Source organism: Pseudonocardia sp. TRM90224 (assembly GCF_021245725.1).
Classification (GTDB): Bacteria; Actinomycetota; Actinomycetes; order Mycobacteriales; family Pseudonocardiaceae; genus Pseudonocardia.
Map to the genome: position 1 here is coordinate 22,560 of NZ_JAJGSX010000042.1, position 22,415 is coordinate 44,974.

The following is a 22,415-nucleotide window of genomic DNA, read 5'->3' on the forward strand; positions in this document are numbered from 1 at the left end:
CGGTGTGCCGTTCGTGGACCGCGATCGTGAGATCGCCGTGCTGCGTGCCTCGTTCGAGCAGGCCCGCAACGGGTCCCCGGCCACCGTGTTGATCACCGGGGACGCCGGGGTGGGCAAGACCCGGCTCGTCGTCGAGTTCGCCCGGTCCCTCGACGGTGCCGCTCGCGTGATGTCCGGCCGCTGCCTCGACACGCACGAGGCCGGCCCGCCGTTCGCGCCGTTCACCTCGATGCTGCGCGAGCTGATCCGCGAATTCGGCGCGGACGGGCTGGTCGAACGGCTGCCGCGGGGCAGATCCGGTGAGCTCGCCCGCCTGCTACCGGCGCTCGGGCCGGCGCCGGCGGACGACACGGAGCTGGCTCGCGCCAGGCTGTTCGAGCAGGTGCTCGGGTTGCTCCAGGTGCTCGCCGACGAGCAGCCGCTCGTAGTGATCATCGAGGACGTCCATTGGGCCGACCGGTCCACGCTGGCCCTGCTCACGTTCATCGTCGGGAACCAGCACGCTGTGCCGTCGCTGCTCGTCGTCGTGACCGGGCGCGACGACGCGCTCCTCACCGTCGGTGCACGCCCGCTCACCACCATCGGGCACACCTCTCCGGATCAGCGGATCGAGCTCGGTCCGCTGACCCGCCGGGGCGTCGCAGCGCAGGTGCGGGGCCTGCTCGGGCAGGAACCGGACGCCGGGCAGGTCGAGGCGATACACACCCGCAGCGGCGGGAACCCGCTCTTCGTCGAGGCACTGCTGCGGTCGAACGACCGGAGCGGCGAGGTGGTGCCGCGGTCCGTGCGCGAGCTGTTCCTGCCGCCGGTGACGCAGCTGCCGGTGCGGAGCCAGGAAGTGCTGAGGACCGCTGCGGTCGGCGGCAACCAGATCGGGCACGGGCTGTTGCTGGCGGTCAGCGGACTCGGCGAGAAGGGGCTCGCCGCCGCGCTGCGACCGGCGGTCGCAGCGCGCCTGATCCGCATCGACGGTGCCGGCTACGCCTTCCACCACGCGCTGATCCGGGAGGTCGTCTACGCCGAGGTGTTGCCGGGGGAGCGTGCTGTCCTGCATCGGCGATACGCCGAAGCCCTCGAACGCGACGCGGCCCTCGCCGCGCCTGGTCGGGCCGATACCCAGGTCGCGAAGCACTGGGCCGCGATCGCCGATCGACATCAGCGCAGGGCCCTGCGGGCGGCGTGGCGCGCGGCGAACGAAGCCGGCCGGTTGCTGGCGTACGCGGAACAGGGCGAGATGCTGACCGAGGTGCTCCGACACTGGGACGACGTGCCCGAGGCGGAGCACGACGTCGGCGTCGATCACCGCGCGGTGGTGGTGGCGACCATGGACGCGGCGTCGGCTGCGGGGGATGTTGCGCTTGCTTTGTCCATGGTCGAGGAGCTGATGGCCGCCGACGCCGACGCCGACGCCGATGATCCGGTCTGGCGGGGGCAGCTGCTCGCCCGGCGAGGCGATCTGCGCCACGCGCTCGGCCGCCCCGGCGCGATCGACGATCTCCGCGCCGCCACCGAGCTGATCCCGCCAACGCATCCGACGTACCTCCCCACGCTGGCGTCGCTGGCGCGCCGCATGCTGACGGCCGACGACGTCGAGGGTGACGCCGTCGGCCGGGCCGCGATCGCCGCAGCCCGGGAAGCCGGCGACGACGCGGCGCTGGCGATGGCGACCGCAGAGCTCGCGCACGCCGCTGCACGAGGCGGTGACGTCGACATCCACCTGGCTCATCTGCAGCGGGTGCGCAGCACGGCCGAGCGGCTGGGACACACCGACGTCGTCATGAGCGTCCTCCGGCCGGAGGCCGACCTGCTCGTCGCACACGGCCGCTACGACGACGCCGCTTCGGCGGCCCGCCACGGGCTCGCCCTGAGCACATCCGCCGGTCTCGCGCGCACCATCGGCCCGGTGCACGCCGCGAACCTCGCCGAGTCGTTGATCGCTGTCGGCCGCTGGGACGAGGCCGTCGAGACCGTCGAATACGCCCTGGGCCACCCGCCCGTCCCCGGGTTCGACGCCTACCTGCTGATCCTGCACGGGAGCGTCCAGCTGGCCCGTGGAGACGTCGCAGCGGCCGCGTCGTCGGTCGACTTCGCGCGTGCCGTGTTCACCGCCGGCTACTCGGACGCGCAGGACGTCCTGCCGCTGGCGCGCCTGACGATCGAGCTGCGGATCGCGCAAGGCCGCCCGGTGGAGGCAGCGGAAGCACTGACCGCCGCGCTCGCGCTCCCGCGGGCCACTGGTAGCCCGCGTTACCTCTGGCCGGTGCTGGTGGCGGCTGCGGGCATCCCGCAGCTGCATGCACAGCTCCGCCCCATCGCCGCGCGCCTGCCCACGGTCGGCCCGGTCCAGAACGCGCACCGGTGCACGTTCGACGCGCTGATCGCGCCGAGCCTGCCGGCGTGGGATCGGGCGGCGGACGCGTGGGCTGCGCTCGGCGAACCGCACCCGCACGCGCTGGCGCTCGTCGCGGCCGCCGAGCTCGCCGTCGAGACGCGGGAGCGCGACTCCGCCGTCACGCGCCTCCTCGTCGCCGCGACGCACGCCGAACGGCTCGGGGCGGCCCCGCTGCGCACCGAGATCGATCGGATCGCCACGGCGGCGCGGCTCTCGCTGACCCGCAGCGACGAGCACGGCCGCCGGCACGATCTGACCGACCGGGAGCTGGAGGTGCTGCGCCTTCTCGCCGAAGGGCACACCAACCGGCAGATCGGCGCCCAGCTGTACATCTCGCCCAAGACGGTGGCCACACACGTGTCGAACATCCTGGCCAAGCTGTCCGTCGTCAGCCGCCTCCAGGCGGCGAACGCCGCGCATCGCCTCCAGCTCCTGCAGCACTGACCCGCCAGACAGAGCCTCGGGCGAGTTCAGTACCCCTGCTCCGTCACCTGACCGATGCGTGCCCCGCACCGACCGTCGCAGGCTGGTCGAATGCGGATCGACGCCCAGCACCATCCTCCGACGCCACCTGTGCTCACCCGGCAGATGGTGCTGTTGCTGGTCGCTGCCTTCGGCGGGATGACGAGCTTCTACCTGCTGCTCTCCGTCGTCCCGCTGTACGCGGCAGAGCGCGGCGGTGACGTCGTCGCCGCCGGATTCGTGACCGGTGCGCTCATGCTCGCGACGGTGCTGGTGGAGCTGGCCGTTCCGCGGCTGCTCGCACGGATCGGCTATCGCGGCTGCATGGCGCTGGGCATGGTCCTGCTCGGCGCGCCCGCAGTCGCTCTGCTCGCCCCGCCTTCCACGATGCTGCTGCTCGCGGTGAGCCTCGGGCGTGGGGCCGGGTTGGGGATCGTGGTCGTGGTCGGGAGCGCACTGGCAGCCGAGCTGGCACCTCGAGAACGACGCAATCGTGGCCTCGCGATCTACGGGGCGGTCGTCGGCGTGCCGGCGATCGTCGGGGTGCCGGCCGGAATCCTGCTCGGCGAGCGCGTCGGCTTCCCGTCGGTGTTCGTCCTCGCCGCCCTCGTGACGCTGATCCCGCTCGCGGCGGTCGTCGCGATGCCCGGCCGGTCATCGGATGCATCGGGCCATCACGGATCCGTGATCGCGATGCTCCGCGTCAGCGGCCTCGCCCGGCCGACCGTCGTCTTCACCGCCGTGACCTTCGCAGCCGGCGTGTTCGCGACGTTCCTCCCTCTCGCGGTCGCGGTCGAGAACCGCGGACTGGCCGCCGCCGCGCTGCTCGTCCAAGCGGTGACGATGTCGTTGGCCCGGCTCGCGGCGGGTGCCGTCGGTGATCGGGTCGGCGCCGGCCGGCTCATCGCCCCGGCCGTTCTCGTAGCGGCCTTCGGGGCCGCACTCGCGGTCTGGACCGGGAACCCGCTCGCGGTCATCGCCGGCATGGCCTTGTTCGGCGCCGGTTTCGGCGCTGCTCAGAACGCCACGCTCGCCCGGATGATCGAACGGGTCGAGCCTGCGGACTACGGCCGGACCAGCGCGCTGTGGAACATCGCGTACGACGCCGGGTTCGGGATCGGGGCCGTCGGGTTCGGGTTGGTCGTCGGTTCGGCCGGCTACCCGGTCGGCTTCCTCGTGACGGCCGCGGTGCTGCTCGCCGCGCTCGTCCCCGCCGTTCACGACAGCAGGCAGGAGACATGATGGACATCGCGGCAGCACAGGTGGCGGCACGCGACGCGCTGGAGGAACTCGTCCGGCTGCCGTCGGTGAGTGCCGACCCGGCAGCCGACCTCCGACAGAGCGCCGCCGCAACAGCGGATCTGTTCCACGCGGCCGGCATGCCGGACGTCGAGATCATCGACAGCATCCCCGGTGGCCAACCGGCAGTGCTGGCCTCATACCCGGCCGCACCGGGTCGGCCGACGGTCCTGCTCTACGCCCACCACGACGTCCAACCCGCGGGTGACCTGCGGGAGTGGACCAGCCCGCCCTTCACCCCGGAGGAACGGCAAGGGCGCCTCTACGGCCGCGGCGTGGCGGACAACAAGGCCGGGATCGCGGCCCACCTCGCCGCGGTGCTGGCCCACCGCGGCGCGATGCCCGTCGGAGTCACCGTCCTCGTCGAGGGTGAGGAGGAGATCACCTCGCCCACGCTCGGTGCGCTGCTGGACAAGTACCACGACCGGCTCGCCGCCGACCTGATCGTGCTGGCCGACAGCGAGAACCTCGAACTCGGCACCCCGGCGTTCACCACGTCGTTGCGGGGAACCGCCGCGTGCATCGTCGAGCTCCGGATGCTGGAGACGGCCGTCCATTCCGGTGTCTTCGGCGGCGCCGCCCCCGACGCGCTCACCGCGCTCTGCCGCCTGCTCGCCACGCTCCACGACGACCGGGGCGACGTCGCAGTCGCCGGGCTGCTGGCGGCCGAAGCGCCCCGGTTCGACTATCCCGAGCAGACCTTCCGCGCAGAGGCCGGGTTGCTGGAAGGCGTCGAGCTGACCGGATCCGGCAACGTGGCCGGTCGGTTGTGGGCCCGCCCGGCGGCGACGGTGCTGGCCATCGACGCCACCCCGGTCAGCCGGGCCTCGAACGTGCTCGCTGCCGGCGCCAGGGCCAAGGTGGGGCTGCGCGTCGCCCCCGGCGACGATGCCGGCCGGGCCGCTGCGGCGCTCGCCGAGCACCTCGACCGGCATGCACCGTGGGGCGGCCGCGTGACCGTCGAGATCACCGACATCGCGCAGCCGCACCACGTCGACACATCGGGCTGGCAGTTCGACGTCGCGCGGCGCGCGTACGGCGAGGCGTACGGGCGTGGCGTCGTGCAGGTCGGGAGCGGAGGCTCCATTCCATTCGTCGCCGAGTTCACATCGGCGTTCCCGACGGCCGCGGTCCTCATCACCAGCGCGGGAGCGGACAACCACTCGCGGCCACACGGCATCGACGAGAGCATCGACATCGGCGAGTTCGAGCGGGCCTGCCTCGCCGAGGCGTTGTTGATCGAGAAGCTCGCCGAGCGGGGGCCGGGGTCACCCGTCCGAACCTGAGGCCGCCGGGCGCAGCTCGGGCGGTGCCAGCAGGCCGGCGGGTTCGGGGCCTGTACGCATGCCGGTGCCTGCGTAGTAGTGGTTGGCCGCGGCGCTGGCCACATCGATCTGCAAGGTGGACGGCCCGTTCGTGACGGCGTCGGCCGGGATGCGGAAGCGGTACGGCGCCCAGCCGCGCATGCCGATCTCCCGCCCGTCGACGTGCACGCGCACCGAGCCGGCGACGGCGGGCAGCGTCAGCAGGTGGTCGCGGCCCGCGTCGAGGTCGACGGTCGTGCGGTACGTGGCGCGGCCGGAGAACGTGGGCCGGCCCTGTGCCTCCCAACCGCTGTCGACCTGGACGGGTGTGCCGTCGAGCATCCAGCCGTCACGAAGTTCTCGGGGCGGGCCCCATCGGACGTCCGTCGGGGCACCTTCGACGGCCCCCGGCCGCAGCACGAACAACCGGAGCTCGTTCGGCTCCAGGACGACGTTCGGGGATCGGTGGGCGATCCGCTCGCCCGATTCCGCCAACCATTCCTCGCAGTGGAGGCCGTCGGGCACGGGCAGTTCGGCGCGCACCGGGTCGGGTCCGTCGTTGAACATTGCGATCCGTGTGTGGCCGTCGGCGTCGACGCCGTTGTGCATCCACAGGTCCGGCGGCTCGCCCGCCGGGAACGTCGGGCCGGGCTCGGCCCGCCGCGAGGCGAACCGCTCGGGCGGTTCGGTGAAGTGCTCCACCGGGGCGAGCTCCGCCCAGTCGGCGGCGGCCGTCTGCTCACCGGACTGGTAGATCCACGGTGTCCGCCCGCTGGTCACGAGCCGCACCCCACCGGCCTGCAGGGCCGCGACGACCTCGACCGTCCGGCGCGAGCGCAGCGTCTCGACGTTCGGCAGCACGATCGTGTCGAATCCGCGGGCAAGGAGGGCCTCGACGGAGTCCAGGTCGCGCTCGTCGACGATGTCGAACTCGCAGCGGCCGGCGGTGAGCGCGCTCGCCCATCCGCCGAGGTGCTCGGCGTGCGCTCCGACCTGCCCGTGCGTCCAGATGGTCCGCAGCGGGTAGAGCAGCGCGACCTCGGGCCGGGTGCGCACGCCGTCGAGGAACGTGCTGAGTCGAGCGCTTTCGAGCGCGAACGCGGCGTGGTGCTCGGCGAACCACGGCTCGTAGTTCACCCCCGGCGGGAAGTCGTAGCGGGGATTGGCGAGCAGCTCGTGGTCACGATCATGGCCGTCGGTCAGGTAGAAGCCGTGGAAGACCAGCTGCCGCATGCCTTGGAAGTGGTGGCGCACCGCGGTGGCCCGCAGCTCCTGCAGGGTGAGTCCCCAGTGGCCGGAGAACGGCGAGCCGCCGGGCGGCGGGGTCATGAAGTACTGCTCGACGATGGTGCCGGTGCGGCCGTGGTGGCGGGCGACGCCGTCGCCGAGCTTGGCGCTGAGCTGCGGCACGGCGTCCTGGGCGTCGACCGCGGTGAGGTCGCGGTAGCCGTCGACGCCGAAGTGGTCGAGCCCGAAGTTGAGCCGCAGGTCCCAGTTCGCGAAGGCGTCGCCGACGTTCCACGAGCCCACGTGGCTGAGCACCTCGTGCCCCGACTGCAGCAGGTTGTGGTCGTGGCTCCACCGCGAGACGGTGCCGAGGAACGCCTCCATCGCGTGGGTGCTGAACAGCTCGTAGAACCGCGCGCGGCGGGCGAGCTGCCCGGCGTCGGTCGCTCGGAGGACTGCCCCAAGCATCTCGACGTGGTCGGGGCATGCCCGGATCGCCTCGTCGAGGCTGCTGTGGAACGGCATCGAGCTGCGCAAATCGCCGCGACGCTGCGCCCAATCGTGTTGCGCCCAGTCGTAGAACACGGCGTGCGGCTGGTCGAAGAACATGTAGGCGACCGTGTAGCCCAGGTGCGGGGCGAGCTGCTCGGCGATCGGCTCGTACGCGGCCGCGACGAACCGTTCTACGGCGGCCCGGTCCAGCACGTTGATCAACCGGGACGTCGCGCAGCGGGCCGAGACGAGCACGGTGACCGTGGCGTCGGGGTCGCCGGTCGCGACGAAGGGTTCGACGGCGACGGTGCAGCCGTCGACGCCGGCCTCGACGAGCGTCGCCGACCCGGCCGCGTCGTGCGTCCCGTCGCCGGTCGAGACCAGCACGTACTCGACCCGCCAGTCTGCCCAGGCCGGCTGCGCGCCCTCGTAGTGCCAGGCCATCGCCGCAGGCCCGAGGTTCTCCGTGGCCGAGCGGATGCCGCTGACCGACGCCTGGAGGCGCCCGTCGACGATCGTGGCCGGGCTCCAGAACAGGTGCCGTTCGCGCAGCCCGTCGTGGCCCTGCACGGCACGTCCGGCGGCGTGGCCGGACTGCCAGCAGTAGTCGTCGTAGATCCCGACCACCATGTCGTGCTCGGCGGCGACGTCCACGGCGAACCGGTAGGCGTCGAGGAACTCCGCGCCGAGGTACTCGCCGATCGGGAACGACAGCCGGGTCTGGATCATGAAGGTGTGGAAGCCGCCGTCGTGCATCTGCGCGACCTGGGCGCGGATCTCGTCGCGGCCGGGCAGCCGGTGCCAGAACCAGTAGGCGGCCGGCCGGTGCCACGGGCCGGGGTCGGCGAAGTCGGGGGTCATTCCCGCGCGCCGGCGGCGACGGGTCCGTCGGCCACCGCGGCGGCCTTCGAGTAGTCGGGCTGCGGGTCGAGCTTGAGCACGAACGTCAGCAGCGCGTAGCAGCTCGCGCCCAGCAGCGTTGCGATGACGACGCCGATGTTGCTCTTGCCGAGCACGCCGTCGGCGGCCTCCGCGGAGAGCAGGAAGCTCGTGAGGTGGGCGAAGTTGGGGTCGGCGCTCGTCACGGTGCCGAGGCCGACGATCGTGCCCAGCGCCAGCGAGACCAGCGCCGTCCAGCGGCCGTCGCGGCCACCGAAGCCCCGCGGGTTGGCCATGTCTGTGTTCCAGCCGAGCCGGCGCTGCCGCACGAAGTCGACGAGCTGGATGCCGCCCATCGTCCCCATCATCACGGCGATCAGCGAGAGGAACGACTGGAACGTCGCGAGGAACGAGTCGGAGACGAACAGCAGGTAGAACGCCCCGGCGGCGATCAGAAGCGCGTTGATCGCGGTGGTGGCCGAACGGCGCAGCGGCACGCCGACCGCACCGAGCGCCAGGCCCGAGCTGTAGATGCCGGTGATCGCCGCGGAGACCAGCGAGATGACGATGACGATCGAGAACGGGACGAAGAACCACAGCGGCAGCAGCGCGGTGAGGGCGCCGATCGGGTCGTCGGCCGCCGCCGAACCGAGCGCCGGGTCGCTGCCGACGAGAAGCGCGCCGACGACGAGCAGCACGACCACCGGGATCGACAGGCCCGACGTCGTCCAGCCGATGACGGCGCGGGCGGGTGTGGTGCGGGGCAGGTACCGGGCGAAGTCGCCGCCGTAGTTGAGGAAGCCCAGCCCGACCAGCGTCATCGCCATGATGATCCCGCCGACGAACGTCAGCGGACCGGCGGCGGGCGCGTCGCCCAAGCGCGACCAGGTGATCGTCGGGACGACGAACCCGAGGAACACCAGCGTCATCAGGCCGGTGAGCCAGGAGATCCAAACCTCGATCCGCATGATGAACGCGTGGCCGAGCACGGAGGCCGTCATCGTCACCGCGAGTACGACGACGAACCAGACGATCACGGTGATCACGGCCGGCTTGCCGTCGACGCCTGCGAACGCCGCAGGCCAGAGCGTGGAGAACAGGTTCGCGCCGGTCGTCGAGGCCAGCGTGATGATCGTGACCTTCCAGCCCATGTTGGACAGGTAGGCGAAGAAGGCGGGCACGATGTTGCCGCGCGTGCCGAACGCGAAGCGGGTCTGGACGAGCGTCGGGAGGCCGGTGCGCGGCCCGCCGACGGCGAGCACCCCGACGAGCGCGCAGGAGATCAGGTAGCCGATGGTGCCGGCGACGATCGTCTGCCAGACGTTCAGCCCGAGCGAGAAGACGTAGATGCCGTAGCTGATGCCGAGGATCGAGATGTTCCAGGCGAACCAGACGGCGAACAGCCCGCGGGGGCGGCCGCGGCGCTCTGCGTCCGGCACGGGGTTGACGCCGTTCGACTCGACGGTGAGTGCGTTGCTCTCGCTCATGGCCTGCCTTCCGGACAGGGGGTGGCCGCCAGCAGCTCGCGGACGGCGGTGGGGGAGAGGTCGGGGTTGCGCGCGCCCCGAGTCGTGACAGCGAGCGTCGCCGCCGCGACGGCGTGGCGGACGGCTCCGGGTAGGTCGGCGACACCCTGCGCCAGCTGCGCGGCGAGCGCGCCGAGGAACGTGTCGCCTGCGCCGACGGTGTCGACGGCGTCGACCGGGACGGGCCGGACGGAGGTGACCGTCGTGCCCTGCCGCACCAGAGCACCGTGCGGGCCCAACGTCACGACGACGTCGCCGGGCGGGGCGCCGGCGAGCACCTGCGCGAGATCGGCCGGGTCCGCCGGGAGCTCGCGGCCGAGCAGATCGGACAGCTCGCCGTGGTTGACGACGAGCAGATCGATCCCGGCGCGGATCTCGTCGTCGAGCTCGCGGTACGGCGAGGGGTTGAGCACGACGAGCGCCCGCCCGCGGTAGGCGCGCACCGCGGCGGCGACGACCTCGGGCGGGATCTCGTGCTGGAGGATCACGACCTGCGGCGCGGGGGTGTGCGCGGCGTGGTCGGTGACGTGGGCGGCCGTGAGCAGCGCGTTCGCGCCGGGATGCACGACGATGGCGTTGTCCGAGGGGGTCACGAGCAGCACGGCCCGCCCGGTGGGGGCGTCCGGGTGTCGGACGACCGGCCCGAGATCGACACCGGCCGCGGCGAGGTCCTCCAGGGCGCGGTCGCCGTCGCGGCCGACGCACGCGAGGAGGCTCACGGCCGCGCCGAGCTGCTGCGCGGCGAGCGCCTGGTTCGCGCCCTTCCCGCCGCCGCCCTCCCGCGCTCCGGTGCTCGTGATCGTCTCGCCGTCGCGGGGCAGGCGCTCGACCGAGTAGCCGGTGTCGAGGTTGACCGAGCCGACGACCAGAACCCGCCCGGCTCCTTCGCCGGACTCCCGTTCGCCGGACTCCCGGAAATGCATTTCCGAATACTGGCACGGGCCCCTAAGCTGGTCAAGGAACGGTCGTGCCTTCTGGGTAGCATCGTCGTTCCGTGATCTTGGGGGGTGCCGTTTGGCCGGGCGGGTGAGTCTGAAGCACGTCGCCGCCGTCGCCGGGGTCTCGCCGTCGACGGCCAGCAGGGTGCTCGCCGGGGTCGACCGGAACGTCGACCCGGAGCTGGCGCGGCGGGTGCGGCTCGCGTGCGACGAGCTCGGCTACCGCGTGAACGCCGCCGCGCGGGCTCTGCGGCTGCAGTCGACCGGATCCGTCGCGCTGGTCGTCCCGGCGATCGCCAACGCGTACTTCTGCGAGCTCGTCGCCGCGTACTCGCACCGGCTCGATGCGGGCGGGCGCCGGCTGGTCACGATCGACACCAACGAGACGCTGGCCAGCGAGACCCGGCAGCTCGGCGCGATGGACCGGGTGCTCGTCGACGCCGTGCTCGTCGTGCCGGTCGACCACCGCGAGAGCGCCGCGGCGATCAACGACGTCATGCGCAACCACACCGTCGTGCAGGTCGACCGCGTCGCGGCCGGCGCCGGCGCCCCCTCCGTGCGGCTGGACAACGCGGCCGGGATGAAGCTGCTCGTCGAGCACCTGCGTGAGCACGGCCGCCGACGAATAGCGCTGATCGACGCGCAGGAGCGCTCATCGTCGAGCGTCGAGCGGGTCGAGGCCTTCCGCGCGCTCGCCGGCCCGCACGACTCGGTGATGCAGATGGCGTCGTTCTCGATGTCGAGCGGCACCGAAGCGGCATCCCGGCTGCTCGCCGACCGCGGCACGGCCGATGCCGTCATCTGCACCGCCGACGTCGTCGCGATCGGTGTGCTCACCGCACTGCAGCACGGCGGGCTGCGGGTGCCGGCAGAGGTCGCGATCGCCAGCTTCGACGGCACGTCGCTCACCGACGTCGCGACACCCGGGCTGACCTCGCTCCGGTCGCCGGTCGACGCGATCGTCACCGCGTCGCTGGAGATCATCGACGGGGGAACGGCGTGCGACGTGGTGGTGGACCCGGCGTTGGTCGTCCGTGGGTCGACGGTGGTCGGGAGCTGATTCGCGGTACCTCAGCCGAACCGCATGGAGGCTTGCACCGCCTCGAAGCCGTCCCGCCGGAGTTGGTGCTCGTACCCCTCGATCGCCGTGAGCAGGTCAGGTGCCGCCAGCGCCGCTGCGAGCCGGGCGGCGTCCTGCAGCGCGGTGTTCGCTCCGGACCCGCGGCTGGGCAGCATGGCGTGGATCGCATCGCCGAGGACCGTCACGTTGCTGGGCGGCCAGACGTCGACGGGTTCGGCCATCCCCATCTCCAGCGCGTAGCACTGGTCGGGCCAGGCGTCCGCGACAACGCGGCGCAGGGCCGGGTGCGCCTGCGCGGTCGCGGCCTTCGCGAACTCCCAGAGCGGGCCGTCGATCCGGGGTGGGACGAGCGCCCACATCAGGTAGTCCTGGCTGTCGCCGGGGTCGAAGCCGGGCAGCAGCCGCGCGGCAACCTGCGCCGGCGGTTCCTGGAAACGCATCGCGGCGACGATCATGCGTACGTCCCCGACCTGCGTCGCGGTGAAGCTGCCCTTGATCCGGTCGGGCAGGCCGGTTGCGAGGAGCCCGGGTGTCAGGGGTGTCTTGCCGCCCAGCCAGCGCACCCCGGTGTCGACGACGGCGGCGTGCGGGAGGTACTGCCGGCGGACGGCGGAGCCGATGCCGTCGGCGCCGACCAGCACGTCGCCGTGCGCCGTGGTGCCGTCGGCGAAGTGCGCGCGCACCCCGCTGTCCTGCTCGAAGCTGCCCTGGTCGAACCGCACCAGCTCCTTCCCGAACCGGACGTCGAGCCCGTGCGCGAGGAGCCGCCGGACCAGCCGCCGGCTCGCCGACCGGCCGGGGCGGACGTCGTCCGGCAGGCCCTCCCGCCCGGCGAACGGCTGCGACGAGACCACCTCCAGCCGGTCGTCGAGGACGGTGAGGTTCGTGCTCGGCTGCCCCAGCGTCGCCTCGAACAGGGCGAACTGGGCGCCCGGCAGGCAGGCGCGCAAGGCTGCGATGCCACGCTCGTCGATGTGGAACCGGGCGCCCTGGCCGCGGACCTCGGCGCTGGTGTCCCGCTCGTACACCTCGACGTCGACGCCACGCCGGGTGAGGCCGTGCGCGAGCGCCAGCCCACCCAGGCCCGCGCCGATCACGACGACGCGCATCAGCCGTCCGTCCGGTCGAGGTGCTCCGGTGTCGCCTCGCCGCGCACCACGGCCGCGAGCCGGCGGGCGAGGTCGTGGGCGTCGGTGACGATGCGGCCGCGGTCCAGTCCCGGCGCAGGTGGGTCGGTGCGGGCGGCGTCGCCGACGAGCAGCACCCTGCCCGCACGCGACCGCTGAGCGGCCATCGAGATCACCGGCAGCTCGAAGCTCCCCAGCACGGTGACGTCGACGTCGCCGACTGCCGCCCGGACCGGATCCGGCGAGCGGCCGTCGTGCAGCAGGAGCCAGGTGTCGGGGTCGTCCTCCGGCAACAGCATCCCGCCGACGGCGTTGATCCTCGCGGCCGCAAAGTCGTGCCGCAGCCGGGCCCGGAAGAGCACGCCTGCCTGGCGAGCGAGCTCGCCGGGACCGGTGGTCGGGATGGCCGCGCTGCGCCGCACGAAGCTGTCGGTCCCATCGGCTCCGACGATGTAGGAGGCGTCCACCGACGTGCCGTCGGAGAGCCGCCCGTCGAGGTCGAGGACCTCGAGCCCGCGCCGGATCTCGGCGCCGGACGCCTGCTCGACCAGCGACGTCAGCCGGGCGTGGCTGAAGCACATCGCTCCCGGTTCGGCCGGGGGCTGCGGCCGGCGGTCGAGCTCGGGCCCGTCGAGCGTCGCGACCTCGATGGTGTCGCCCATCTTGCTCGGATCGACGCCCTCCGCACGCACGATGTCGCCCAGCCCGAGCACATCGAGCGCCCCGATCGCGGCCGGGCTCAGCAGCTGGCTGCGCGACGTCGGCCGGACCGCGGGAGCCCGCGAGACCAGCGTGCACGTCAGGCCGTGCGCCGCCACGAACGCCGCTGCCGCCTGACCGGCGAGCCCGCCGCCGACCACGAGTACATCCACCCTGCACCTCTTTCTTCAGCGTCTGCTGAACAACGACGCTAGCACAAACCTCAGCGCCCGCTGAAGAACATGGTTGTTAGCCTGACCGGCCATGGAGCAAGCCAAGCGGGCGGGACGGTGGCGATCGGGGCAGGAGAGCCGCCAACGGATCCTCGACGCCGCGCGCGGGTCGTTCGCGCTCAACGGTTACGACCGCACGTCGGTCCGCGCGGTCGCCGCAGAAGCGAACGTCGACCAGGCGATGGTGTTCTACTTCTTCGGCAGCAAGCAAGGCCTGTTCACCGAGGCGATGCAGCTGCCGGGCACGATGATCGACAATCTGGACGCGCTGTTCCGACGTCCGCCCGACGACTTCGGCTCCGACCTGGTCAGGGCGTTCCTGAACGGCATCACCGAAGGGCCGCTGTTCACGCTGACCCGGTCGGCCGCCACCCACGACCCGTCGGCCGACCTGCTGCGGCAGTTCCTCGACCGCGAGATCGGCGACCGGCTCGCCGCCCGCCTCGACCGGCCGGACGCGCGCCTGCGGGTCACGCTGGTCAGCGCGCAGCTGCTCGGGCTGGCCGTGGCCCGCTACGTCGTCGAGATCGAGCCGGTCGCCTCCGCGTCGGTCGACGACCTGGTTGCGCTCTACGGCCCGGCGGTGCAGAGCCTGCTGGACCTACCCGCCTAGGACGCGGTCGAGCGCCGCTCGTCCCGCCGGACCCCACGCCGGCTTGCCGCCGGGCAGGCCGCGGTCGCCGTTCTGGCCCATCAGCATGAGGAAGAGGCTCTTCAGTGCGGCCAGCCCGCGGGCACGCCGGACCGTCGCCTCGTCGGCGGCGCCGTATGCGGCGAAGAAGCGCGCGGCCGCGCCTGCCGGTAACAGCACCCAGGCGGCTGCCAGGTCCACCGCCGGGTCGCCGGCGGACAGGTCGCCGAAGTCGACGACGCCCGCCAGCGTCCCGTCCGCGACGACGACGTTCGCGGGATGCAGGTCGCCATGCACCCACACCGGTGGGCCCTGCCATGCCGGGGCCATGACGGCGTCGGCCCAGACGGCCCGGATGTCGGCGGCGTCGGAGCCGATCGCGTCGGCGTCGACGGCGTAGAAGAACTGGTCGAAGCCGGCCGTGCTGTCCGCGGGATGCGCGGCGCGGCCCGTATCGACCGGTGCGTCGGCGGGCGCTGCGATGTGCAGGGCCCGGAGGAACGCCGCCAGGGTGTCGGCCGCGTGCTCGCTGCGGGTGATCGACGCGCGGTCCAGCGGCAGGCCCGACACCCACGTCATGACCGTCCACAGCTTCGGGAACCGCTCGGAGGACGAACCACTACGCACCGGGACGGGGATCGGCAGCGGCAGGCGCGGGGCCAGCAGCGGCAGCCATCGGCGCTCTTTGAGGTGGGGATCGGGATCGGTGTCCATGCGCTGGATCCGGACGGCCAGTTCGTCCCCGAGGCGCCACATCTGGTTGCCCCAGCCGCCCTCCACCTCGCGCAGCGGCAGCTCGGCCAGGTCCGGATGTTGCTCCCGCAGCAGGTCCCGGACGAGACCGGCCTCGATCTTGCTCACCGGGCAACCGTACTGCGGTCGCGGCAAGCGTCGACAACGACGTTCTGGCTGTTTGTTAGCGCTCACAACGGCCAAAACGTCGTTGTCGACGGTCAACGCCGGCTCAGGTGAGCTCGGCCAGTGCCTCCGCGATCGGGGGGAGGACGTCCGGGTCGGCGTCGAGCGGGAGGTTGATCACGATCAGGTCGAGGCCTGCGGCGGCGTAGGCGCGCACCTCGCCTGCGGCCAGCTCGATCGCGCGCTCCAGCGGTTCGTCGGGGTTGATCCGGACGTTGGTCGAGCAGGTGATCTCGGCGGGGTCGCGGTCGATCTCGGCGCAGCGGGCGACGAGGGTCTCCTTGAGCGGCTGCCACTCCTCGACGCCGGAGACGATCACGTTCCACTGCTGCGCCCATCGTGCGACCGCGCGCAGCGTCCGGTTCGGGCCCTTGCCGCCGATCGTGATCGGCGGGTGCGGCCGCTGGATCGCCTTCGGCTCGCAGTGGGCTGCGGTGAGCTTGACGTAGCGCCCGTCGAGGTTGGTCACCGGCTGGGTGAGCAGTCCGACGATGGCCTCGACGCCCTCGTCGAAGCGGTCGAACCGCTCTTTGAGCGGCGGCAGGTCGATGCCGTAGGCGTCGCATTCCTGCTGGTTCCAGCCGGCCCCGAGGCCCAGTTCGAGGCGGCCGCCGGAGATCTGGTCGACGGTGGCGGCCATGTTCGCCGTCACCGCGGGATGCCGGTAGATCATCCCGAGGACCTGGCAGCCGATCCGGATCCGGCGGGTCGCCTGCGCCAGCGCGGCCAGCGTCGTCCAGCCCTCCAGGTTCGACCCCGCGGTGTCGCCGCTGAGGGGGTAGAAGTGGTCCCAGTTCCACGCCGACTCGAAGATCTCGAACTCGTCGGCGGCGACCCACACGTCGCGCATCCGCTCCCACGTCGTGTGCTCGGGCCTCGTCTTGATCGCAAAGCGCATGACGTTCCTCTCCCTGCACGGTCCCGGCCGGATGAATGATCTCCGGGCGGCCGCAGGGAGATCAAGCTCGCCCGTGCAGGGTCACCGCGACAGGCCCCTTGCCGACCCTCCTGCCTGCGACGACCCGCAGTTCCTGCGCACCGGTCACCTCGAGGGTGGCGGGCCGGCCGGCGACCGTCGCGGCGTAGCGACCGGGCGGCGGCAGCGCGGTCCCTGCCGCGACCTCGATGAGCTCACCGCTGCGGTGCCCGTCGATCCGGTGCGGCCGGCCCAGTGCGCGGGCGACGGCGTCGAGGTCGCCGTCGCGCAGGCACCGGCGGGTGTAGGTCGACGAGCACGGCGCGTCCACGACCTGCAGCAACGGCACCCCGTGCGCCGCGAAGCCCAGCTCGGTGCCGAGCCGGTGCAGTGCGGCGACGTCGCCGGCGGCCTTGGCGCCGAACGTGAAGTTCGCGCCCACCACAACCGCGGCGGCACCGAGCGCGCCGACCAGCACTTGCCGGACGAAGGTCTCCGGGCTCAACGCGGCCAGCTCCCTCGTGAAGCGCAGCACACACACCGCGTCCACCCCGGCGGCGCCGGCCAGCTCCGCGCGGTGCTCCACCGTGGTCAGGGCGGCGGTGTCGCGCGGGATGCCCAGCACCCGCGCCGGATGCGGGTCGAAGGTCACCAGCACCAGCGGCAGGCGGCGCTCGTCGGCGACGGTCCGCGCGTGCTCGATCAGCCGCCGGTGCCCGCGGTGCAGGCCGTCGAAGACCCCGATCGTCACAACGCTCGCCCCGAGATCGGCGGGCACGGCGTCGAGCCCGTACCAGACCGGCACCTGCCCCGGAGTCGATCGCAGCGTCGCTCGCAGAGTCGATCGCAGAGTCGCTCGCAGCGCCGCGGTCACGGCTGGGCCCCGAGCGCCGACGGGTGGGTGGCCAGCGGCGTCACCTTGATCGTCATGAACGGGTAGAGCGGCAGCGACGACAGGAGCTCGTGCAGCTCGTCGCCGGAGCCGAGGTCGAAGATGCTGATGTTGGAGTACTCGCCGACCACCCGCCACAGGTGCGCCCACACCCCGCGGCCCTGCAGCTCCAGCGCGCGGGCCTTCTCCTCGGCGACGAGCGCGGCACGCCGGTCGGGATCGATGTCGTGCGGGATGGCGACGTCCATCCGGACGTGGAAGAGCATGGTCAGTCCCTTCTGAACTCGCGGATCCGGGCGGGGTCGAGCTCGACGCCCAGGCCGGGGCCGTCCGGCAGGTGCAGGCCGTCGGTGTCGTAGACGAGCGGGGCGACGAGCATCTCCGCGGCCATCAGCAGTGGGCCGAACAGCTCGCTGCCCCAGTCGGCGGCGGGGGAGGAGCAGGCGAAGTGCAGCGAGGCGGCCGTCCCTATCGGGCTCTCGATCGACGTCGCGGCGTAGCAGGGGACCCCGGCCGCGGCCGCGACCTCGGCGATGCCCCGGCTCGCCCGCAGGCCGCCCGACTTCGTCGTCTTGACGGCGAAGATCGCTGCCGCGCCCGCTGTGACGAGCCGGAGCGCGTCGGCCGGGGTGTGCAGGCTCTCGTCGGCCATGACGGGGATGGGCAGCGCCGCGCTGATGGCGGCGAGCGAGGAGATGTCGTGGCCGGGCACGGGCTGCTCGACCATCTCGACGCCGGCTTCGGCGAGCCTGGGGAGGTGGGTGAGCGAGGTGAGCCGGTCCCACCGGGCGTTGAGGTCGACCCGGATCCCGGCGACGCCGGCCAGCTTCTCGGCGACCGCCTCGATCCGGGCGATGTCGTCGGTCGGCTCGTGCGCGCCCATCTTGAGCTTGAAGGAGCGGTGCAGCCCGGTGTCGAGCTTGCCGAGCGCCTCCTCGACGACGACCGGGGCGGGTTCGGTGCCCAGCGCCCACGTCACGGCGACGCTGGTGCGCGCCGCGCCGCCGAGCAGCGTGTGCAGCGGGACCTCCAAGTGGCGTGCCCACGCATCGTGCAGGGCGACCTCGACGGCCGTCTTCGCGAACAGGTTCGCCGCGACCACGTCGGAGATGTCGCGCAGGATGCGCGGGATCTCGTCCACCCCGCGGCCGAGCAGCACCGGCACGATGTAGCGCTCGACGATCACCTGCATGGTCTCGACCGACTCGCCGGCCCACCACGGGCCGCCGGGCACCACGCCTTCGCCGACGCCCGTGATCCCGCCCGCGGTGCGGACGAACACGTAGAGCACGGGTTGGGCGTCCATCCTGGCCCGGGCGAACCGGTGCGGGCGACGCAGCGGGATGTCGACGATCACGGTCTCGACCCGGTCGATCCGCATCTCGCTCATCGAGGGACTCTCCGTTCAGTCGTTCATTCGTGCACGCTCTGCGTACATCATGCACGCGTGCCGTGCATCGGAGAATGACGCGCGACACGCGATCCGTCAACCCGCGGTCCGTCACGGGTGGGGCATGATGCCGCGATGGGCGAGGAAGGCGACGAGACCGGGTTCGGGCGGGGCGACCGGATCCAGAGCATCGAGCGCGGGTTCGCGGTGCTGCTGGCCTTCGACGCCGAGCGCCGCAACCCCAGCCTGATCGAGGTCGCGACGGCGACCGGGCTGTCGCGGCCGGCGGTACGACGGATCCTGTTGACCTTGCAGCACCTCGGCTACGTCGAGCCGACCGGCGGCAGCCACTGGCGGCTGACTCCGCGCGTGCTGACCATCGGCCAGCACTTCTCCACCTCGAGCGCGGTCATCACGGTCGCCGAACCGCACATGATCCGGCTCGTCGAGCAGACGGGCGAGTCGGCGTCGTTGTCCGCGCTGGACGGCAACGAGGTCGTCTACCTGTCGCGCGTGCCGGCCAACCGGGTGCTGAGCGTGATGGCGACGGCGGGGACGCGCGTGCCGGCGCACCCGACGTCGATGGGTCGGGTGCTGCTGGCCGCGGCGCCGCCGGCGTTCGTGGAGCGCTACCTGGTCGACCCCGGCCTGACGGCGCTGACGCCGCACACCATCACCGACCCCGACCGGTTCCGGGAAGCGCTGGAGAAGGTCCGTCGCCAGGGGTGGGCGCTGGTGGCGGAGGAGCGCGAACGCGGCCTGATCGCCGCGTCCGCCCCGATCCGCGACCGCAAGGGTGAGGTCGTCGCAGCGCTCTCGACGTCGAGCTCGACGGGCCGGATGAGCCCCGAGCACGTCGCGGAGTACGTCATCCCCGTGCTGACGAAGGTGGCGAGGGACATCAGCGCCGACCTGTGACGTGGCTGACGGGTCGGTGGGTGCCAGGAAAGTGGCTTTCCTGGCACCACAGGACAGGAAAGTGGCTTTCCTGGCACACCTCGCCGCGATCCCGTCGCGGTGTGGTCGCCGGCGCTACACCTCCGCCCGCGGGTCGACGAGCGGCCCGGGGTGGCGGAGGTGCTTGCGTGCCTCCAGCTCCGCGGGCTCGACGAACGTCAGCATCTCCTCGCCCGCCTTGCAGGCCATGACCACCACGAACCGTGCCCAGGTGTCGCCGGGGTTCGCGGCCTGGTAGTGGATCCGGTCGCCGCCCGGCTCCCAGATCGCGTCGCCGGGGCGCATGAGGACCGGCGCGTCGCCCTCCAGCTCGAAGATCATCTCGCCTTCCAGCATGTACCCGTACACCGGGCCGGAGTGGCGGTGGGCCGGGGTTCCCGGGTCGTTCGGCGGGATCGAGACGACCACCGTCATCAGGTGTCCCTCGGCCGGGAGCTCCGTCATCGGGTGCTGGTCGATGACCGCGACCTTCGTGCCGTTCAGCTCGATCTCTTGGGTGCTCATTGCGTGAACCTGCCTTCGTGTTCGGGTGTCAGGAGCCGGATGCGACGGCGTCGGTGGGCCAGGTCGTGCGGTGATCGGCGAGCGTCAGGATCGCCGCCGCGTCGTCGACCGGCGGATAGATCCACTCCGTGTTGATCGACTGCTTGAGCTGCTTCGCCGCGGCCCCGGTCTGCGCGACCGCCCGGTCCCAGCCCAGCGTGAGGACGGCGCCGTACGACCCGAGGTCGAGGCAGGTCACGTAGGGGTTCGGGGCGAACGGGACCAGCGGGAGTCCCAGCAGGTCGGCCGCCACGTTGGTGCCGGCGAGCTTGCCCTGCGGCACGGCGTGCTGGCAGCTCTGCATCACGACGTGGCCGCCCTCGGCGACCGCGGCGGCGGTGTCGCCCGCCGCGTAGACGCCGTCGACCCCGGTCACCCGCATGTGCTGGTCGACGGCGAGCCGGCCCAGCTCGTCGTGCGAGCCGGAGATCTGGCGGGTGAGCGCGCTCGCGCGCATGCCGGCCGTCCAGACCACGGTCCGCGACGGGATCACGGTGCCGTCGGAGAGCACCGCCCGCTCCTGGTCGACGGACCGCAGCTCGACGTTGAGGCGGACCTCGACCCCGGCGTGCTCCAGCGCCGCGAGGATCTCCGGACGCGGCCCCGGGCCGAGCTCGGGCCCGACGCTGCCGGCGCGCTCGACGAGCACCACCCGTACGTCGTCCTGCAGGTCCCCGCCCGCGGCCTTGCGGAGTCGATCGGGCAGCTCGGTGGCCAGCTCGATGCCGGTGAAGCCGCCGCCGACCACCACCGCGGTGAACCGCTCGGCGCCCGCGGGGAGATCGGCGAGCCGGCCGAGGTGCGATTCGAGCGCGGCGGCCGCGGGCATCGTGTCGACGTCGAAGAGGTGCTGCGCCCCCTCGATCGGTGGGGTCAGCACCCGACTGCCGGCGGCGAGGACGAGCCGGTCGTAGGGCAGGTGCAGCTCGGCGCCGTCGCGGGCGATGGCGCTGACCCGGCGGGCGTCGGTGTCGATGGCGGTCACGGTTGCCGCGACCCGGCGGACGCCGATCGGCCCGAGCACCCGGTCGAGCGCGACCCGCATCGCTTCCGGACCAGCTTCGTACAGGCGCGGCCGGATCACCAGGTCGTCACCGGCGTCGACGAGCGTCACCCGGAGGGCGCTGTCGGCCGCTCCTGCTTCCCGTTGCGTCCGCACGGCGCTCGCCGCGGTCCACACGCCGGCGAAACCGCCGCCGATAATCAGGACATCAGACATCCAGATTCTCCATCCTCGACGGCGCCGGGTGGCGCCTCATCGGGTCAGTGGAAGGTCAGTCGACCGGTCGGCCGTAGGCGCGCCTGGTCACCCTCCGGACGGCCGGGGCGTGGCTCTCGACCTCGTCGCGCAGGTCGGCGATGGTCTGGCCGGCCAGCTCGCGCCGCCAGGCCAGCTCGGCCCGGCGCATCGACGCACTGATCGCGCACGGCGCGTCGAAGACGTGGCTGGGTAGGTCGGCGCCCGTTCCGCGTTGCCGGATCTCGGTGCAGCGGAACGCCTCCTGCGCGCCTTCGATGGCCGTCACCACGTCCATCAACGTGATCGTCGAGGCCGGCCTGGCCAGCCGGAACCCGCCGCGTGCGCCGGGTAGCGATTCGAGGATCTCGGCCCGTACCAGCGCCTGCAGCTGCTTGTTCAGATAGGCGGGTGGGAGGTCGTGCCCGGTCGCGAGCTGGTTGACCCTGACCGGTTCGTCGTCGTCGATCCAGGCGAGCGTGAGCAGGACGTGGAGCGTCCATTCCACGCCTTGGTTCATGCGCACGGCGATACGCTACAACCTGGATATTGGATGTCAAGGATTCACTGCAGGGGGTTGACGGGGTCCCGACGACTGGGGCACTCTCAGTGTCGTGAACGCACAGCGTTCAATCTGCACGCAGAGCGTGCACGACTGCACAAGGAGGTGCGGGAATGGCCCCCCAGTCGCGGGAACTGCGTGTGGCCTTCGGTCGCTTCGCGACCGGTGTCACCGTCGTGACCTGCAGGAACCAGCACGAGATGGCGCACGGGGCGACGGTGAACGCGTTCACCGCCGTCTCGCTGGAGCCGGCGCTGTGCCAGGTCACGCTGACCCGCAAGTCGAAGGCCTGCTCCTACCTGGAGGGCGCGCCGTTCGCGGTCAACGTCCTCGGCGTCGGCCAGGTCGACACCGCATGGCACTTCGCCGGACGGCCGACCGAACCCGGGCCGGAGTGGGCGGAGCGCGGGTCGACGCCGTATCTGGTCGGCTCCGCCGCCGCCTACTTCTGCCGCCCGTGGCGAACCTACGACGGCGGCGACCACCTGATCGTCGTCGGGGAGGTCGAGCACGTCGACGTCACCGACGACGAGCCGCTCCTCTTCTACTGCGGCGCGTTCCGCGAGATCGGCGCCGTCGAGACCGGCACGCACTGGGGTGGCTCCCTGGACTGCCCCGACGCCGGCTGGTTCGACGCACGCAGCTCATTCACGCCGTTGCGGCCGCACGCCGCCTGACCCGCACTCGCCAGACCGCGCAGAAAGCAGAGC

Annotated in this window: 20 protein-coding genes; 7 read left to right on the forward strand and 13 right to left on the reverse strand. The window is 72.4% G+C overall.

Annotation, left to right across the window (positions count from 1 at the left end; all coding sequences use genetic code 11):
* Positions 1-4: 4 nt before the first annotated feature.
* The 3 genes from LL648_RS45545 (at position 5) to LL648_RS35990 (ending at position 5,439) form a co-directional block, all read left to right on the forward strand.
* Positions 5-2,836: an ATP-binding protein gene (locus tag LL648_RS45545; RefSeq protein ID WP_308190440.1), complete on the forward strand. Its 2,832-nt coding sequence runs from the start codon at positions 5-7 to the stop codon at positions 2,834-2,836.
* Positions 2,837-2,926: 90 nt separating this feature from the next.
* Entirely contained in the window at positions 2,927-4,096 is a 1,170-nt protein-coding gene (locus tag LL648_RS35985; RefSeq protein WP_232667309.1) for an MFS transporter, read from the forward strand.
* Positions 4,093-5,439, forward strand: a complete 1,347-nt coding sequence (locus tag LL648_RS35990) for a M20/M25/M40 family metallo-hydrolase (protein ID WP_232667310.1) — start codon at positions 4,093-4,095, stop codon at positions 5,437-5,439. Before LL648_RS35985 ends, LL648_RS35990 begins: the two co-directional genes overlap by 4 nt.
* Here the strand turns inward: LL648_RS35990 and LL648_RS35995 are convergent.
* The 3 genes from LL648_RS35995 to LL648_RS36005 are packed head-to-tail and all read right to left on the reverse strand — an operon-like array spanning position 5,422 to position 10,504.
* Positions 5,422-8,037 (reverse strand): hypothetical protein, encoded by a 2,616-nt coding sequence (locus tag LL648_RS35995; RefSeq protein ID WP_232667311.1) that lies wholly within the window; start codon positions 8,035-8,037, stop codon positions 5,422-5,424. The two genes, LL648_RS35990 and LL648_RS35995, sit on opposite strands and share 18 nt — an antisense overlap.
* The gene (locus LL648_RS36000; RefSeq protein WP_232667312.1) at positions 8,034-9,542 is read right to left on the reverse strand and encodes a purine-cytosine permease family protein; all 1,509 of its coding nucleotides are present in this window, start codon (positions 9,540-9,542) and stop codon (positions 8,034-8,036) included. Before LL648_RS36000 ends, LL648_RS35995 begins: the two co-directional genes overlap by 4 nt.
* Positions 9,539-10,504, reverse strand: a complete 966-nt coding sequence (locus LL648_RS36005) for a ribokinase (protein ID WP_232667313.1) — start codon at positions 10,502-10,504, stop codon at positions 9,539-9,541. The genes LL648_RS36000 and LL648_RS36005 overlap by 4 nt, the downstream gene beginning before the upstream one ends.
* Positions 10,505-10,607: 103 nt before the next feature.
* Between LL648_RS36005 and LL648_RS36010 the strand changes: the two genes are divergently transcribed.
* Positions 10,608-11,579: a LacI family DNA-binding transcriptional regulator gene (locus LL648_RS36010; protein WP_232667314.1), complete on the forward strand. Its 972-nt coding sequence runs from the start codon at positions 10,608-10,610 to the stop codon at positions 11,577-11,579.
* Positions 11,580-11,590: 11 nt separating this feature from the next.
* Here LL648_RS36010 and LL648_RS36015 read toward each other — a convergent pair whose 3' ends face one another.
* Entirely contained in the window at positions 11,591-12,709 is a 1,119-nt protein-coding gene (locus tag LL648_RS36015) for an FAD-dependent oxidoreductase (protein ID WP_232667315.1), read from the reverse strand.
* Positions 12,709-13,599, reverse strand: a complete 891-nt coding sequence (locus tag LL648_RS36020; protein WP_232667316.1) for an FAD-dependent monooxygenase — start codon at positions 13,597-13,599, stop codon at positions 12,709-12,711. The genes LL648_RS36015 and LL648_RS36020 overlap by 1 nt, the downstream gene beginning before the upstream one ends.
* Before the next feature lie 91 nt (positions 13,600-13,690).
* Here LL648_RS36020 and LL648_RS36025 point away from each other — a divergent pair, with 91 nt between their 5' ends.
* The gene (locus tag LL648_RS36025) at positions 13,691-14,272 is read left to right on the forward strand and encodes a TetR/AcrR family transcriptional regulator (protein ID WP_232667317.1); all 582 of its coding nucleotides are present in this window, start codon (positions 13,691-13,693) and stop codon (positions 14,270-14,272) included.
* Here the strand turns inward: LL648_RS36025 and LL648_RS36030 are convergent.
* The 5 genes from LL648_RS36030 to LL648_RS36050 all read right to left on the reverse strand — a co-directional run bounded on the left by LL648_RS36030 (position 14,261) and on the right by LL648_RS36050 (position 18,406).
* Entirely contained in the window at positions 14,261-15,151 is an 891-nt protein-coding gene (locus LL648_RS36030; RefSeq protein ID WP_232667318.1) for a phosphotransferase, read from the reverse strand. The two genes, LL648_RS36025 and LL648_RS36030, sit on opposite strands and share 12 nt — an antisense overlap.
* A gap of 103 nt (positions 15,152-15,254) precedes the next feature.
* Positions 15,255-16,106 carry a TIGR03560 family F420-dependent LLM class oxidoreductase gene (locus LL648_RS36035; protein WP_232667319.1) on the reverse strand — a complete coding sequence of 284 codons (852 nt, stop codon included), beginning with the start codon at positions 16,104-16,106 and terminating at the stop codon, positions 15,255-15,257.
* A gap of 61 nt (positions 16,107-16,167) precedes the next feature.
* On the reverse strand, positions 16,168-16,929 hold the full coding sequence (locus LL648_RS36040; protein ID WP_232667320.1) for an adenylyltransferase/cytidyltransferase family protein: 762 nt from the start codon (positions 16,927-16,929) through the stop codon (positions 16,168-16,170).
* Positions 16,930-16,994: 65 nt separating this feature from the next.
* Positions 16,995-17,282, reverse strand: coding sequence for a muconolactone Delta-isomerase (gene catC / locus LL648_RS36045; RefSeq protein ID WP_232667321.1), 288 nt, complete (start codon positions 17,280-17,282; stop codon positions 16,995-16,997).
* 2 nt (positions 17,283-17,284) lie between these two features.
* Positions 17,285-18,406 (reverse strand): muconate/chloromuconate family cycloisomerase, encoded by a 1,122-nt coding sequence (locus tag LL648_RS36050; protein WP_232667322.1) that lies wholly within the window; start codon positions 18,404-18,406, stop codon positions 17,285-17,287.
* A 135-nt stretch (positions 18,407-18,541) separates the two neighbouring features.
* Between LL648_RS36050 and LL648_RS36055 the strand changes: the two genes are divergently transcribed.
* Positions 18,542-19,324 carry an IclR family transcriptional regulator domain-containing protein gene (locus tag LL648_RS36055; protein WP_232667323.1) on the forward strand — a complete coding sequence of 261 codons (783 nt, stop codon included), beginning with the start codon at positions 18,542-18,544 and terminating at the stop codon, positions 19,322-19,324.
* 114 nt (positions 19,325-19,438) lie between these two features.
* On the opposite strand, the gene LL648_RS36060 is transcribed toward LL648_RS36055, so the two are convergent.
* Genes LL648_RS36060 through LL648_RS36070 form a run of 3 tightly spaced genes read right to left on the reverse strand, consistent with a single transcriptional unit; the run spans position 19,439 to position 21,663 of the window.
* The gene (locus LL648_RS36060; protein ID WP_232667324.1) at positions 19,439-19,867 is read right to left on the reverse strand and encodes a cupin domain-containing protein; all 429 of its coding nucleotides are present in this window, start codon (positions 19,865-19,867) and stop codon (positions 19,439-19,441) included.
* Positions 19,868-19,895: 28 nt separating this feature from the next.
* Positions 19,896-21,125, reverse strand: coding sequence for an NAD(P)/FAD-dependent oxidoreductase (locus tag LL648_RS36065; protein ID WP_232667325.1), 1,230 nt, complete (start codon positions 21,123-21,125; stop codon positions 19,896-19,898).
* A gap of 55 nt (positions 21,126-21,180) precedes the next feature.
* Positions 21,181-21,663 (reverse strand): RrF2 family transcriptional regulator, encoded by a 483-nt coding sequence (locus tag LL648_RS36070; RefSeq protein ID WP_255687254.1) that lies wholly within the window; start codon positions 21,661-21,663, stop codon positions 21,181-21,183.
* Positions 21,664-21,818: 155 nt separating this feature from the next.
* Here LL648_RS36070 and LL648_RS36075 point away from each other — a divergent pair, with 155 nt between their 5' ends.
* Positions 21,819-22,382, forward strand: a complete 564-nt coding sequence (locus LL648_RS36075; RefSeq protein ID WP_232667327.1) for a flavin reductase family protein — start codon at positions 21,819-21,821, stop codon at positions 22,380-22,382.
* Positions 22,383-22,415: the final 33 nt, after the last annotated feature.

What these genes read in the sequence shown, in the direction of transcription:
- LL648_RS35985 (WP_232667309.1), top strand. Translation starts at nt 2,927, where the DNA reads ATGCGGATCGACGCCCAGCACCATCCTCCGACGCCACCTGTGCTCACC.
- LL648_RS35990 (WP_232667310.1), top strand. Translation starts at nt 4,093, where the DNA reads ATGATGGACATCGCGGCAGCACAGGTGGCGGCACGCGACGCGCTGGAG.
- LL648_RS35995 (WP_232667311.1), bottom strand. Translation starts at nt 8,037, where the DNA reads ATGACCCCCGACTTCGCCGACCCCGGCCCGTGGCACCGGCCGGCCGCC.
- LL648_RS36000 (WP_232667312.1), bottom strand. Translation starts at nt 9,542, where the DNA reads ATGAGCGAGAGCAACGCACTCACCGTCGAGTCGAACGGCGTCAACCCC.
- LL648_RS36005 (WP_232667313.1), bottom strand. Translation starts at nt 10,504, where the DNA reads ATGCATTTCCGGGAGTCCGGCGAACGGGAGTCCGGCGAAGGAGCCGGG.
- LL648_RS36015 (WP_232667315.1), bottom strand. Translation starts at nt 12,709, where the DNA reads ATGCGCGTCGTCGTGATCGGCGCGGGCCTGGGTGGGCTGGCGCTCGCG.
- LL648_RS36025 (WP_232667317.1), top strand. Translation starts at nt 13,691, where the DNA reads ATGGAGCAAGCCAAGCGGGCGGGACGGTGGCGATCGGGGCAGGAGAGC.
- LL648_RS36035 (WP_232667319.1), bottom strand. Translation starts at nt 16,106, where the DNA reads ATGCGCTTTGCGATCAAGACGAGGCCCGAGCACACGACGTGGGAGCGG.
- catC (WP_232667321.1), bottom strand. Translation starts at nt 17,282, where the DNA reads ATGCTCTTCCACGTCCGGATGGACGTCGCCATCCCGCACGACATCGAT.
- LL648_RS36050 (WP_232667322.1), bottom strand. Translation starts at nt 18,406, where the DNA reads ATGAGCGAGATGCGGATCGACCGGGTCGAGACCGTGATCGTCGACATC.
- LL648_RS36055 (WP_232667323.1), top strand. Translation starts at nt 18,542, where the DNA reads ATGGGCGAGGAAGGCGACGAGACCGGGTTCGGGCGGGGCGACCGGATC.
- LL648_RS36060 (WP_232667324.1), bottom strand. Translation starts at nt 19,867, where the DNA reads ATGAGCACCCAAGAGATCGAGCTGAACGGCACGAAGGTCGCGGTCATC.
- LL648_RS36065 (WP_232667325.1), bottom strand. Translation starts at nt 21,125, where the DNA reads ATGTCTGATGTCCTGATTATCGGCGGCGGTTTCGCCGGCGTGTGGACC.
- LL648_RS36070 (WP_255687254.1), bottom strand. Translation starts at nt 21,663, where the DNA reads ATGAACCAAGGCGTGGAATGGACGCTCCACGTCCTGCTCACGCTCGCC.
- LL648_RS36075 (WP_232667327.1), top strand. Translation starts at nt 21,819, where the DNA reads ATGGCCCCCCAGTCGCGGGAACTGCGTGTGGCCTTCGGTCGCTTCGCG.